Source organism: Pandoraea communis (assembly GCF_902459745.1).
GTDB classification, from domain to species: Bacteria; Pseudomonadota; Gammaproteobacteria; order Burkholderiales; family Burkholderiaceae; genus Pandoraea; species Pandoraea communis.
The window spans coordinates 437,070-448,545 of the sequence record NZ_CABPSJ010000004.1 but is presented as its reverse complement, the minus strand read 5'-3'; the positions used below and the strand labels follow the sequence as shown (position 1 = coordinate 448,545).

12 protein-coding genes are annotated in these 11,476 nt (G+C 63.3%); 9 read left to right on the top strand and 3 right to left on the bottom strand.

Going from position 1 to position 11,476, the window contains the following annotated elements:
- Window positions 1-41: 41 nt before the first annotated feature.
- From hda to panB, 6 genes are read left to right on the top strand one after another with little or no spacing between them, the layout of a single operon-like run.
- Window positions 42-752 (top strand): DnaA regulatory inactivator Hda, encoded by a 711-nt coding sequence (gene hda, locus PCO31110_RS16735; protein WP_036663352.1) that lies wholly within the window; start codon window positions 42-44, stop codon window positions 750-752.
- Between the two features lie 31 nt (window positions 753-783).
- Window positions 784-1,464, top strand: a complete 681-nt coding sequence (locus PCO31110_RS16730) for a histidinol-phosphatase (RefSeq protein ID WP_150690917.1) — start codon at window positions 784-786, stop codon at window positions 1,462-1,464.
- Entirely contained in the window at window positions 1,461-2,993 is a 1,533-nt protein-coding gene (gene pcnB / locus PCO31110_RS16725; RefSeq protein ID WP_010807173.1) for a polynucleotide adenylyltransferase PcnB, read from the top strand. The genes PCO31110_RS16730 and pcnB overlap by 4 nt, the downstream gene beginning before the upstream one ends.
- Window positions 2,990-3,502: a 2-amino-4-hydroxy-6-hydroxymethyldihydropteridine diphosphokinase gene (gene folK / locus PCO31110_RS16720; protein ID WP_010807174.1), complete on the top strand. Its 513-nt coding sequence runs from the start codon at window positions 2,990-2,992 to the stop codon at window positions 3,500-3,502. The genes pcnB and folK overlap by 4 nt, the downstream gene beginning before the upstream one ends.
- Window positions 3,499-4,155 (top strand): deoxynucleoside kinase, encoded by a 657-nt coding sequence (locus PCO31110_RS16715; protein ID WP_150690916.1) that lies wholly within the window; start codon window positions 3,499-3,501, stop codon window positions 4,153-4,155. The genes folK and PCO31110_RS16715 overlap by 4 nt, the downstream gene beginning before the upstream one ends.
- Window positions 4,156-4,208: 53 nt before the next feature.
- Window positions 4,209-5,027 carry a 3-methyl-2-oxobutanoate hydroxymethyltransferase gene (gene panB, locus PCO31110_RS16710; RefSeq protein WP_010807176.1) on the top strand — a complete coding sequence of 273 codons (819 nt, stop codon included), beginning with the start codon at window positions 4,209-4,211 and terminating at the stop codon, window positions 5,025-5,027.
- Between the two features lie 56 nt (window positions 5,028-5,083).
- On the opposite strand, the gene PCO31110_RS16705 is transcribed toward panB, so the two are convergent.
- Both PCO31110_RS16705 and PCO31110_RS16700 read right to left on the bottom strand, forming a co-directional pair.
- Window positions 5,084-6,451, bottom strand: coding sequence for a sensor histidine kinase (locus PCO31110_RS16705; RefSeq protein ID WP_150690915.1), 1,368 nt, complete (start codon window positions 6,449-6,451; stop codon window positions 5,084-5,086).
- Window positions 6,448-7,110, bottom strand: coding sequence for a response regulator transcription factor (locus PCO31110_RS16700; protein ID WP_150690914.1), 663 nt, complete (start codon window positions 7,108-7,110; stop codon window positions 6,448-6,450). Before PCO31110_RS16700 ends, PCO31110_RS16705 begins: the two co-directional genes overlap by 4 nt.
- A 227-nt stretch (window positions 7,111-7,337) precedes the next feature.
- On the opposite strand from PCO31110_RS16700, the gene PCO31110_RS16695 reads away from it, so the two are divergent.
- The 3 genes from PCO31110_RS16695 (at window position 7,338) to PCO31110_RS16685 (ending at window position 10,192) form a co-directional block, all read left to right on the top strand.
- Window positions 7,338-8,138 carry an ABC transporter ATP-binding protein gene (locus tag PCO31110_RS16695; protein WP_150690913.1) on the top strand — a complete coding sequence of 267 codons (801 nt, stop codon included), beginning with the start codon at window positions 7,338-7,340 and terminating at the stop codon, window positions 8,136-8,138.
- A 10-nt stretch (window positions 8,139-8,148) separates the two neighbouring features.
- The gene (locus PCO31110_RS16690; RefSeq protein ID WP_246189868.1) at window positions 8,149-9,057 is read left to right on the top strand and encodes an ABC transporter permease; all 909 of its coding nucleotides are present in this window, start codon (window positions 8,149-8,151) and stop codon (window positions 9,055-9,057) included.
- A gap of 79 nt (window positions 9,058-9,136) precedes the next feature.
- Window positions 9,137-10,192, top strand: coding sequence for an ABC transporter substrate-binding protein (locus PCO31110_RS16685; RefSeq protein WP_010807181.1), 1,056 nt, complete (start codon window positions 9,137-9,139; stop codon window positions 10,190-10,192).
- Window positions 10,193-10,299: 107 nt separating this feature from the next.
- Here PCO31110_RS16685 and PCO31110_RS16680 read toward each other — a convergent pair whose 3' ends face one another.
- A complete protein-coding gene (locus PCO31110_RS16680) occupies window positions 10,300-11,460 on the bottom strand; it encodes a radical SAM protein (protein WP_010807182.1) in 1,161 nt (386 codons plus the stop codon).
- Window positions 11,461-11,476: the final 16 nt, after the last annotated feature.

Genomic DNA, 11,476 nt, shown 5'->3' with positions numbered 1-11,476 from the left:
CAAACCGTACTGTGCCGGCCTTCCGCCGGCTTTCTTCGTTCGTGATCCAGCAACTGTATCTCGACCTCGGCACACCGCCGCCCGCTACGTTCGACAATTTCATTGTCGGGCCCAATCGCGAGCCGGCGTTGATGCTCGCCGGCCTGAATGCCGAACTCTCGGCCGGCACGGCACGCGACCGCGGCATCTACCTCTGGGGGGCTGCCGGGTCCGGCCGCACCCACCTGATGGAGGCGCTGTGCCATGCCGTCGGCCCGAGCGCACGCTATCTGCGCCCGAACAGCCCGCTGGCGGCCTTCACGTTCGACGACCAGAGCACGGTCTATTGCGTCGACGACTGCGACAACCTCTCGCCCACCCAACAGATTGCGGCTTTCAATCTGTTCAACGAGACGCGCGCCCGTCCGCATTGCGCCTTCGTGGCAGCAGGTTCGCAGCCGCCGGTCGACATGCCGCTGCGCGAAGATCTGCGCACCCGTCTCGGTTGGGGCCTCGTTTTTCACATTGTGGGACTCGACGATGACGGCAAGAAACAAGCGTTACAGAATGCCGCCCGTGAGCGCGGTTTGCAGTTGGCAGCCGACGTGCCCGCCTACCTGCTCACTCATTTCCAGCGCGATATGTCGAGCCTGATGGCGTTGCTCGATCGCCTGGATCGTTTTTCGATGGAACAGAAACGCGCGGTGACCTTACCGTTACTGCGCCAGATGCTCACCCACACCGACCCCGTCACCCCCGACGGTAAAAACTAGGCAGACCCTAGCTTCAGGTAAAATTCGCGCAATGACCAATTTAGCTCTCTTCGATCTCGACCACACCCTGCTGCCAACCGACAGCGACAAAGAGTGGGGTCGTTTCCTTGTGCGCCAGGGCGCGGTCGAGCGTGACTCGTACGCGCAGGCCAACGAGGCCTTCTATCAGGACTACCGCGCAGGCCGGCTCGATATGCCGGCCTATCTGCGTTTCTGCCTCGCGCCGCTCGCACGCTATCCGCGTGACCAGCTCGACGCATGGCACACACAGTACATGGAAGAGTCGATCCTGCCGCATATCCGTCCCGAAGCGCTCGAACTGCTCGACGTGCACCGCAACGCGGGCGACCTGTGCGCTATCGTGACGGCCACCAACACGTTCGTCACGCGGCCGATCGCCAAGGCGTTCGGCATCGATCATCTGATCGGCACCGAGCCGGCGACTGCGGGTGACGATCCGAATGCGCGTTATACCGGCGAATATGTCGGTACACCGAGCTTCCGCGAGGGCAAGATCACACGCACCGAAGCCTGGCTCGCGAGCCTGGGCAAGACGTGGAGCGATTTCGACCACGCATTTTTCTATAGCGATTCCGCCAACGACGTCCCCCTGATGGAGAAAGTGAACCATCCGGTGGCAACGAACCCCGATGAGGCGCTGCGCGGCATTGCGCTGGCGCGTCGCTGGCCCATTCTCGAGTTGTTCCAGTGATCCGCAAACTCATCAAGAAACTGTTAGGCAAAGACAGCCAGAGCGCCGGCGTCGCAGGCGACCCGCCCGCCGCCGGCCTGCCGGTCGTCATCCCGGCCTCGGTCCACGGTATCGATCCGAGCCTGCTCTCGAAGAATGCCGTACGCGTGACCGACACGTTGCAGCAAGCCGGTTTCAAGGCGTTCATCGTCGGCGGCGCCGTGCGCGATCTGCTGCTGGGCATCGCCCCCAAGGACTTCGACGTCGCCACGAGCGCCACACCTGAACAGGTTCAACGCCTGTTCCGACGTGCGCGCATCATCGGCCGCCGCTTTCAGATCGTGCATGTGCAGTTCGGGCAGGAGATCATCGAGACCTCCACGTTCCGGGCGTTGGTCGATGCCGTCGACAGCGAGCAGATCGGTACGCGTCGTCCGAAAAAAGGCGAACTCGACCGCAAGACGCACGTCACCGACGAATCGGGCCGCGTGCTGCGCGACAACGTCTGGGGCGAGCAGGATGAAGACGCCGCGCGGCGCGACTTCACCGTCAACGCCATGTATTACGACCCGGCGGCCCAGACGGTGCACGACTATCACCACGGCTGGGAAGACATTCAGAAGCGCGTGCTGCGCATGATCGGCGACCCCGCCACGCGCTATCGTGAAGACCCCGTGCGCATGCTGCGCGTGGTTCGATTCGCGGCCAAGCTCGGCTTCAAGATCGACGAAGCCACGGCCGCACCGATTCCGCACCTGGCCCCGCTCATCGACAACGTGCCGGCGGCGCGTCTGTTCGACGAGATGCTCAAGCTGCTGCTCTCGGGGCATGCCTGGGCATGCGTGCAGCAACTGCGCACGCAAGGGCTGCATCACGGCTTGCTGCCGTTGCTCGATGTCGTGCTGGAGCAGCCGCTGGGCGAGAAGTTCGTCGCGCTGGCGCTTGCCAACACCGACGCGCGCATTCGCGCGGGCAAACCGGTCTCGCCGGGCTTCCTGTTCGCCGCACTCCTGTGGCACCTCGTGCTCGAAAAGTGGCAGGCCTATCAGAGTGCAGGCGAATATCCGATTCCGGCGTTGCATCTGGCCATGGACGATGTACTCGACGCGCAAACCGGCAAGCTGGCGATCCAGCGCCGTTTCGTCGCCGACATGAAGGAAATCTGGGGCTTGCAGGTGCGTCTGGACAAGCGGGTGGGCCGCACGCCGCTGCGACTGCTCGAGCATCCGCGTCTGCGCGCCGGTTACGACTTCCTGCTGCTGCGTTGCGAGTCGGGTGAAGTCCCTGCCGAAGCCGGTCAGTGGTGGACGGACTTCCTCGAAGGCGACGCCGCGACGCGCGACGCGTTGCTCGCTCAGGGCAGCGGATCGGGAAGTACGGCGCCGGCGGCAAAGCGTCGCCGCCGCCGTCGCAAACCGTCGGGTGGCGGGGGTGGCGAGGGCTCGGGCGGCGATCGTGGAGACGGCGGTGGCGGCGCTGAGAATGCTGCCAGCGAAAATCATGGCAAGCGGGTATCATCGCCACAGCATGGTTCCGAAGGTGCTTCATGACTGTTGCCTATATCGGGCTCGGTGCGAATCTCGGCGACGCCCGCCAAGCGATCAAGGACGCCATCATCTGTCTTGCACAGCAGATTGGCATCACCATCACGGCCAAGTCCGACCTGTATCGCACCGCTCCCATCGAGTCGAGCGGTGACGACTATCTCAACTGCGCCGTCGCCGTCGAGACAAGCCTGACCGCCCGCCAATTGCTCACGATGTGTCTGAAGATCGAACTGCATTTCGGGCGTGAGCGGCCGTACAAGAACGCGCCACGCACGCTCGATCTCGATCTGCTGTTGTACGGCGACGAGCGCATTGCAGAGCCCGATCTGATCGTGCCGCATCCGCGCCTCGCGCTACGCGCCTTTGTGCTGCGCCCGCTCGCGGATCTGGCGCCCGAACTCGACATTCCCGGCGTGGGGCGCGTGAGCGCCCTGCTGGCGAATGTCGCAGACCAGCGCATCGAGCGCGTCGAGCAGTGCTGCTGCCCGACGAAACGAGCCTACGCATCATGAGATCGCCCGTCCTCGGGCGTTTTCGCTATCTGGCCGTCGAAGGCCCCATCGCGGTTGGCAAGACGTCGCTGGCGCGGCGACTCGCCGATACCGCCGGTGCCGATGTGATGCTCGAACAGCCTGCGCTCAATCCCTTTCTCGAACGCTTCTATCGCGACAGTGCGCGGCATGCACTGCCTGCGCAATTGTCCTTCTGTCTGCAACGTGTGGACGAAGCGACGGAAATTGCGCGGCGCGATATCGACGGCAAGCCGATCTTCACCGACTTCCTTCCCGAGAAAGATGGCCTGTTCGCGCGGCTCACACTCGCCGCCGACGAACTTGAGCTGTACCGCAAGCTCGTCGCGCATATCGAGCGGCCGCACCGGGCGCCGGATCTCGTCATTCATCTGCAAGCGAGTCCCGAGACGCTGTTCGCGCGCATTCAGAAGCGCGCGATTCCGATGGAACAGCAAATTCCGGACACCTATCTTCGCGCGTTGTGCGACATCTACGGCGAATTCTTCTATCATTACGCCGCTGCGCCGGTATTGACTGTCGATACGGAACAATTCGACCCGGCCCACGATGACAATGACTTCGCCCTGCTGGTCGAACGCATCGATCAGATGCGCGGGCGCAAGGAAGTCTTCGTCAAGGGCGCTCGTCCCTGAGCGTCTCCAGACCCGAGCGTCGCGCCAGCGACCCCTCCTGAACCGAGGCTGACATGAGTTATCTGCAAGAATCCAACCGCAAGGCCGTGACCGTTCCCGGACTGGCCCAGATGCGCGAACGTGGTGAGAAGATCGCCATGCTCACGGCTTACGACGCGAGTTTTGCCGCGCTGCTCGACCGCGTGGGCGTGGATGCCATTCTCGTTGGCGACTCGCTGGGCAACGTGATTCAGGGCCAGCGCACGACGCTGCCCGTCACGTTGCGCGACATCTGCTATCACACCGAGTGTGTGGCGCGCAGCGTCAACAAGGCCGTGGTGCTGGCCGATCTGCCGTTCGGCACGTATGGCACGAAGGAACAGGCGTATCAGAGCGCGGTGTCCGTCATGCAGGCCGGTGCGCAGATGGTGAAGATCGAAGGCGGCGAATGGCTTGCCGAGACAGTCCGCTTCCTGGTCGAGCGCAGCATTCCGGTGTGTGCCCATCTGGGGCTGACGCCGCAGTCGGTGCACGCCTTCGGCGGTTTCAAGGTGCAGGCGCGCGAAGATGCCGCTCAGGCACGTTTGCTCGACGATGCCCGCGCGTTGCAGGCAGCAGGTGCGCAATTGGTCGTGCTGGAAGCGATTCCGGCCGCCGTGGCAGCGCGTGTCACGCCGGAGTTGCCGACAATGCCGACCATCGGCATCGGTGCCGGCCCCGACTGCGACGGGCAAGTGCTCGTGCTGCAGGACATGCTGGGCGTGTTCCCCGGCAAGTCGCCGAAGTTCTCGATGAATTTCATGGATGGCCAGCCGAGCATCGCAGCGGCCATCGAAGCGTATGTGCAGGCGGTGAAGCACGGCACGTTCCCGACGCAAGAGCATTCCTTCTGAGCGTCGGCCTCGCCGCTGCGTGGTAGAAAAATCGGTTCGGAGACGAGCCGATTTTTTCATGCCGTCATCGGCAACGTCAGCACCACCGCAAAGCCCTCGCCCTCCACCCGCTCGAAGGTCATCTGCCCGCCGTGTGCCTGAATCACTTCGGCAACCATCGCCAGTCCCAGACTTGCCCCTTCGCGGCCATCCGCGCGCGAAGAGAATGGCGTGCGCACGCGCTGCCACTCCGCCTCCGGGATACCCGGCCCGTCGTCGAAGAAGCGCAAACGCCATTGATCTTGCGTGCCGGTCACGTCGACATGAAGCCGATGCGGCGCACCGTAGGCCAATGCGTTGACCAGCACGTTCTTGATCGCTTCGCGCAGGCTCAGCGGGTCACCAAGGATCATGCAAGGTGTCTCCGGCGCCTGAAGCGCAACGTCGATGTCGCGCGTGGCATAAGAGAGCGTCTCGCGCATAGCCGTCTGCAACAACTCGTTCAGCTCGACAGGCACCGGCGCCACGCTGTCGGCCCGGTGCTGCACCATCGCGTGATTGATCAGTTGGTGGATGAGTCCGCCCAGTCCGCGTGCCTGCTTCTGAATGCGTGCGATGTGCGTCTGGCGCGCGGCGGCGTCCTGTGTCTGCGTGAGCAATTCCGCCTGCGCCGTGAGCGCCGTCACCGGTGTGCGCAATTGATGCGCCGCGTCACCGATCACGCGTCGCATCAGCGCACGCGATGTCGCGAGCCGTCGCATGAAGTCGTTGATCGCGCCCACGAGCGCCAGCGTCTCGGCGGGTACGGTCACCGCCAATGGCTTGAGGTCGTTCGAATCGCGCGCCCGAATCGCCGCCTCGATCTGCTTGAGCGGCAAGAGCGCCTGACGCAAGGTCCATAGGGCGGCGAGCATCGTCAGCACCCCTGTTGCGATGGTGATGAGCAGCGTGTTGTCCGCCAGCCCGCGTGTGAATCGCACCCGGGCATTCTGCGTATGCGCCAACGCCACTACCGCCCACGGATGGGGGGCAGCCACCGGCATGCGGCGCCCGACGATCGCGATGCGGATCGGCATCTCCTGATAGGTGCCGTCGACAACGATGGGGCCATCGGCCAGTTTGTCCCACGGAATGGCCGGATGGAACTCGGAATCTCCGCCCACGGAACGGCCATTCGGATCGAGCACGGTGTAGAAGATCTGATCGCCCGGCGCAAGCGCGGAAAAGGCGGCGAGCGGTACGTCGACATTCACTTCGCCGTTCTGATACCAGGTGTTCTCGGCCACTTGCAGTGCGCTGCCAAGCAGCCAGCGGTCATACGCACGGTCGACGGCAGCGCGGGTCGAGAACCAGATACCGAGCAACACCGCCGCCACCGCGAGCGCCAGTACGGCGCCCATGCGCACCACCAGCCGCAGATACAGTGACCGGCCGGGAACGATCATGACAGCACGAGTTGGTAGCCCAGTCCGCGCAACGTGCGAATCTGGAATTGCGCCGTCGCCAGCTTCTTGCGCAAGCGGGCGACGTATTGCTCGATGGCGTTCGCATTCGGGGCGGGCTCGTCGCCGTACAGGCGATCCATGAGTTCGTCCTTGCCGAAGATGCGTCCCGGACGCGCCGCGAGGATTTCAAGCAACGTCACTTCGCGGCGCGTAAGCTCGATCGGCTGCCCGTCGATCTCCACGCCGCGGCGCTTGCGATCGAGCGAGAGATTCGCACACGTCAACCGGTTCGTGGCGTCCTGCCCGGTGCGGCGCATGAGGGCTCGCACGCGCGCTTCCAGCTCGCGAAAATCGAAGGGTTTGGTGAGGTAATCGTCGGCCCCGAGATCGAGGGCACGCACCCGCTCTTCGATCTCGGCACAAGCGGTGAGCATCAGCACCCGGGTGGACAAGCCGCGTTCGCGAACTCGCTTGAGCAGTTCGAAACCATCGACGTGCGGCAGCATGACGTCGAGGATCAGCAGGTCGTAGTCGTCGCCGATACGCGCCGCTGCGGCCGCGCCGTCCGACTCGCAATCGAGCGCATGGCCAAGCTTGCGCAACTGGGTGGCAATCGCTTCGGCGACATCGGCAGTGTCTTCCACCAGCATGATGCGCATGGTTCCTGAGTCTCCTTCTTTTTGTATCGCCGGGCGCGAGAAGTCTTCCCGAACGCCGTGCCGCCGTGAATCTCCCGGCGTATGCCCGCGATTCTCTCGGAATTCGCCGGCAACTTCCTCGGTGTTTCCCCTGAATTCGGGCGCCCCCTGCCCGGTATGTCAGCTTCGCTACAGCTTCGCTGCTTAGTATCGAGCCGATTATAAAAGCATCCTTCAGGAGACACGCAATGCATGACGCCCCCCTTGCGGGCGCCGCCGGGACGATTGCGCCCGCGGTGCCGCCATTGCTGGAAATCGATCACGTCACGCTGCAATACAAGACCGACGACTACCTCATCACCGCCGCGCAGCAAGTGAGCTTCAACGTCTACCCCGGCGACCGGTTCGTGCTGCTTGGCCCGTCCGGCTGCGGCAAATCGACGTTGCTCAAGGCGATTGGCGGCTATTTGCCCCCGGTGCATGGCGAGATTCGCCTCAAAGGCCGCACGATCACCGAACCCGGCCCCGATCGCATGATGGTGTTCCAGGAGTTCGACCAACTGCTGCCGTGGAAGACCGTGCGCCAGAACGTGGAATTCGCACTCACCGCGAGCGGCCGCCTGAAGGGGCGTGACGCCACCGAGCGGGCGGCGTATTACATCGAAAAAGTCGGTCTGGCGAAATTCATCGACAGTTATCCGCACACGCTCTCCGGCGGCATGAAGCAGCGGGTGTCCATCGCGCGCGGCATGGCAATGGAGCCCGACGTCCTGCTCATGGACGAACCCTTCGCCGCGCTGGATGCCCTCACCCGCCGCAAGATGCAGGACGAACTGCTGCGCTTGTGGGACGACACACGCTTCACGGTGCTGTTCGTCACGCACGGCATCGACGAAGCGATTCGCATCGGCACGCGCATTCTGCTGCTCTCGCCGCACCCCGGTCAGGTCAAGGCCGAACTCAACAGCATCGCGCCCGAGCAACTCGGCACGGCGCACCAGAGCGCGCTCGAGACGCGCATCGATCAACTGCTGTTCGCGGCCCACTGAGGAGACGCTCATGAACGCCATCGCCTCGCAACACCCCACGTCGTCCGCGCAAGCGCCCATCGAACCGGTGTACCGGCCCGAAATCGTGCTGGAGCCGACGCCGGCCGAGTTGTCCTCGATTCAGCGCCCGCTCTCTACCTTCGAGACCCTCTACCGCCTGAGCTGGCTGCGCAAGACCGTGATCCTGTGCGTGCTCGCCATCATCTGGGAAATCTACGGCCGCTGGCTCGACAACGCACTGCTCTTTCCGAGCTTCACCGACACCCTCGGCGCGTTCGCGAGCGGTCTGACGAGCGGCGTGCTGCTGTTGCGCGCCGCGATCTCGCTCAAGACACTGCTCGTCGGCTACGGCATCGGCATTGCGCTTGCCGCCGTGCTCACCACCGTCGCCATCAGTTCCAAGATCGGCAACGACCTGCTCGAGACGCTCACCGCCATGTTCAATCCGCTGCCGGCCATCGCGCTGCTGCCGCTCGCACTGATCTGGTTCGGGCTCGGCAACGGCAGCGTGATCTTCGTGCTCGTGCACTCGGTGCTGTGGGCCGTGGCACTGAACACGCACAGCGGCTTTCGCGGCGTATCGAAAACGCTGCGCATGATCGGTCAGAACTACGGACTCAAGCGTTTCGCGCTGGTGCGGCATGTGCTCATTCCGGCCGCCTTCCCGAGCATTCTCACCGGGCTGAAGGTGGGCTGGGCGTTTGCGTGGCGCACGTTGATTGCCGCAGAACTCGTGTTCGGTGTGTCCTCGGGCTCGGGCGGCCTCGGCTGGTACATCTTCGAGAACCGCAATTCGCTGGAGACGGCCAACGTCTTCGCCGGGCTGTTCTTCGTGATCCTGATCGGGCTCGCGGTCGAGAACCTGCTGTTCGCCCGCATCGAGAAACGCACACTGCATCGCTGGGGCATGCAGCATTGATCTGCCACTTTGCGGCCGTGTCTGATTGACGCCCCTTCGGGGGCATGAATAATTCGAACTATCCGGAGACGACAACACCATGAACCGACGCCATTCCACCCCTTCCACACGTCTTGCCCGGTTTGCCCGCTGGGCAAGCGCACTGACGCTCGCCGCGACGACGGCCCTCTCCACGCTCGGCAACGCCGCACATGCCGAAGCCAGCACCGTGCGCCTCTCGCATGGCTACGGCATTCTCTATCTGCCGCTGATGGTCATGCGCGACCAGCAACTCGTCGAGAAGCACGCCAAAGCGCTGGGGCTAGGCGACGTGAAGACCACATGGACCATTCTCGACGGCGGCAACGTCATCAACGACGCAATGCTCGCAGGCAATCTCGATGTCGCGGGCACGGGCGCGCCGGGCTTCGTCACGCTGTGGTCGAAGGCGCACGGCATTCCGCGCTCGGAAGTGATCGGTCTGTCAGCGCTGTCGACCGGGCCGCTCTGGCTCAATACGAACAACCCGAACATCAAGTCGCTCAAGGACTTCACGCCGAAGGACAAGATCGCGATTCCAGGCATCAAGACGTCGCTCTCCGCCGTGTTGCTGCAAATGGCCGTGGCAAAGACGTTCGGCATCGAGAACTACGCGAAGCTCGATCCGCAGACGGTCAGCCTGAGCCATCCGGAAGCATTGAGCGCGCTGCTCTCGGGCAAGACGGAGATTACCGCGCACTTCACCTCACCGCCGTTCTCGTATCAGGAACTGAAGGACCCGCGCATCAAGCGCGTGCTGAATTCGACGGACGTGCTCGGCAACATCACCATCGATGTCGTGTTCGCGCCAAAGCAATTCACCGTGCAGAATCCGAAGCTGGTGCAGGCGATTCTGGACGCGCAGGAAGAGGCCGCCGCCTACATCGCGAAGGATCGTGTGGGTGCAGCGAAGACGTTCCTGCGTGTGTCGAAGATGAATCTGCCGCAAGCCGAAATCGAGCAGATGCTCGCTGACCCGGGCCTGCAATTCACCACAACGCCCAATGGCCTGATGCAGTACGTCGAGTTCATGGGCCGCGCGGGCACGATCAAGACGCGTCCGGCGAAGTGGAGCGATCTGTTCGTGCCGCAGATGGCAGCACGTCAGGGAAGTTGAGAGCGGGAAGGAAGGACAGCGGCGCAGTCTTGCGCCGCTTCGCGGAAAATGATTCCGCTCGACGCCGGGCGCATCGACGTCGCGCCCGGCGTTGAATGCACGCAGACTTAATTGACGGGCGTAGCGATCGACAGGCGATTCACGTGCGCTCGGACATGCCGATAGAAGCCGACCAACGCGCTGCAATAGAAGCTGGGATTGTCGTAGCTCTCTCCGTCGAAGCGATGGGCGACGTAGCCGCCGCCGCATGCGACAAACGCCTCACATTCACGACACGCCGCGTGGACTTCCGGATAGCGGGCGCGCGCGAGGTCGACGAAGTTCTGGAGCTTATGCTTCTCGAGACCGAGTCCCGTGTAACTCGCATCGGTCTTGCAGATGGAAAGTACGTCCAGCAGCCGATAGCTGCCATCGCTCTCGACCACCGTAATCGGTGCCAATGCGCCACCAAATGCGTCGAGTTCGGAGCGACGGCCCAACACGCCCCGAATGAACGTTTCAAAGATGCGCACGTGAAAGGCAGGGTCGTCGATGGCAAGCCACGCATCGAACCCTCGACACAGGAAAGCCAGCAAACGCGCGTGCGTATACGCCTGAATGTGTCGGGGAGGTGCGGCAAAGTTGGCATCAGGTAACAGAAAGTCGACGTCGCTCAACCCCAATGCGCGGAAGTAGTCGAGAATTCGCACCGGATCGTTGTTAGGGTCGATGACCGCCAGCACGCCGTTGAACACTCGCCGCGATTGCGGGTAGGACAGGCATAGACGAATCGCCTGCTCGACGCGAGCCCCGGTTCCTTGCTTCTCGAAATCGTATCGATGCCGATCATGCAGCGCAGGCGGGCCATCGCAACTGATGCCGAGCGTCGCACCGAACTCGGCATACAAGTCCAGCCATGACGTGTCTATCAACACACCGTTGCTTTGCGTCACGATGGCCAACTCCGCTTCGCTCAAACGATGCCGCAGATGTTCGAAGAAGCGGGCCGTGCGGCGTTTGCCGAGCAACAGCGGTTCTCCTCCGTGGATCTCCAACGTCATTCGTGCCGACGGAAACGCGTGGCGGTGCTCGGTCAGACGTTCGACCAACTGATCGAGATGAGGCTCGCTCAGGAACTTGGGGCGCTGCCGCCATCCCTGATCGACACCCTGATACATGTAGCAATAGTCGCAGTCGATGTTGCAGCGCTCGGCGACCTTGACCATCACCAGAAGATCGCCGGCACTGCCTGACGCGACATCGCTCCCCTTGCCACTGCGCGTAGTCATCGAGGCGAATGTCAAT

Coding starts and splice junctions, on each gene's coding strand:
- PCO31110_RS16690 (WP_246189868.1), top strand. CDS start 8,149: ATGAACGCCATCGCCTCGCAACACCCCACGTCGTCCGCGCAAGCGCCC.
- folK (WP_010807174.1), top strand. CDS start 2,990: ATGACTGTTGCCTATATCGGGCTCGGTGCGAATCTCGGCGACGCCCGC.
- PCO31110_RS16685 (WP_010807181.1), top strand. CDS start 9,137: ATGAACCGACGCCATTCCACCCCTTCCACACGTCTTGCCCGGTTTGCC.
- PCO31110_RS16715 (WP_150690916.1), top strand. CDS start 3,499: ATGAGATCGCCCGTCCTCGGGCGTTTTCGCTATCTGGCCGTCGAAGGC.
- PCO31110_RS16705 (WP_150690915.1), bottom strand. CDS start 6,451: ATGATCGTTCCCGGCCGGTCACTGTATCTGCGGCTGGTGGTGCGCATG.
- PCO31110_RS16730 (WP_150690917.1), top strand. CDS start 784: ATGACCAATTTAGCTCTCTTCGATCTCGACCACACCCTGCTGCCAACC.
- PCO31110_RS16680 (WP_010807182.1), bottom strand. CDS start 11,460: ATGACTACGCGCAGTGGCAAGGGGAGCGATGTCGCGTCAGGCAGTGCC.
- PCO31110_RS16700 (WP_150690914.1), bottom strand. CDS start 7,110: ATGCGCATCATGCTGGTGGAAGACACTGCCGATGTCGCCGAAGCGATT.
- panB (WP_010807176.1), top strand. CDS start 4,209: ATGAGTTATCTGCAAGAATCCAACCGCAAGGCCGTGACCGTTCCCGGA.
- PCO31110_RS16695 (WP_150690913.1), top strand. CDS start 7,338: ATGCATGACGCCCCCCTTGCGGGCGCCGCCGGGACGATTGCGCCCGCG.